The 792-nt window shown below is 42.2% G+C and carries 1 protein-coding gene; it reads left to right on the forward strand.

Annotation, left to right across the window (positions count from 1 at the left end; all coding sequences use genetic code 11):
- Window positions 1-122 precede the first annotated feature (122 nt).
- The gene (locus AACS90_RS04285; protein WP_339373602.1) at window positions 123-764 is read left to right on the forward strand and encodes a hypothetical protein; all 642 of its coding nucleotides are present in this window, start codon (window positions 123-125) and stop codon (window positions 762-764) included.
- Window positions 765-792: the final 28 nt, after the last annotated feature.

A 792-nucleotide genomic window follows, 5' to 3' on the forward strand; every position in this document is an offset into this window, starting at 1 on the left:
TTTTTTCACAATTAAACCAAATAAAAAAGCCAGTATTCCACTACTGGCTTTTGGCGTCCTATTAAAAGGAGAAAACAAATATGTTGAATATGAATTTAGCAAACCAGTCAGCCGTTGTCACTATGTCAAGCATTGACTTCTTAAATGACATTATCAATCCAGCTCGTGTAGAGGCGGGAGAAAAACCAGTGCGACCCTCTGATTTTCACGTTCGGGTGAATGATGAGATTGGCGAAAATATAAACTACGAAAATTTCGTAGTTGGAAAAACAGGCCATAAAACCTACTACACCATTCTCAATATGGATCAGATGATGTTAGTTGGCATGCGAGAGTCAAAAGCTGTTCGCCGTATCGTTCTCGCAAAGCTGAAAACCCTTAGTAGCCCACCTCAACTTTCAGCAGCAGAACTGATTGCTGCTATTGCAAACAACAATGTTCAACAAGAGAAACGCCTGATTGTTGTTGAGCAAAAAATGGAGCACATAGAGAGAGGAACTATTCCTGTTGGTTATCAGGGTTACAGTTACCTGAAAGCCACTTACGGACTGAGTGATGCCAAAAGCAAACAGTTAGTCATGGCTTGGTCTGTTCCTCACAAGAAAGTACCTCATGTTGCACCGGGCGGACAGGTCATCCAGATGTCAGTTGTGCATGAAGAGTCATTCGAAAAAGCTTTATGCCAAATGATGGCAGAGGCTGAACAGCGTGGTTCACAGTGGTATCATCCCAAGATGGCTAGGTTTTCAATCACAAGCAAGTAGTTATTAAGAACTTGAAGCCACGGAAGGC

This window comes from Xenorhabdus sp. KK7.4 (assembly GCF_963876465.1).
GTDB lineage: Bacteria > Pseudomonadota > Gammaproteobacteria > Enterobacterales > Enterobacteriaceae > Xenorhabdus > Xenorhabdus stockiae.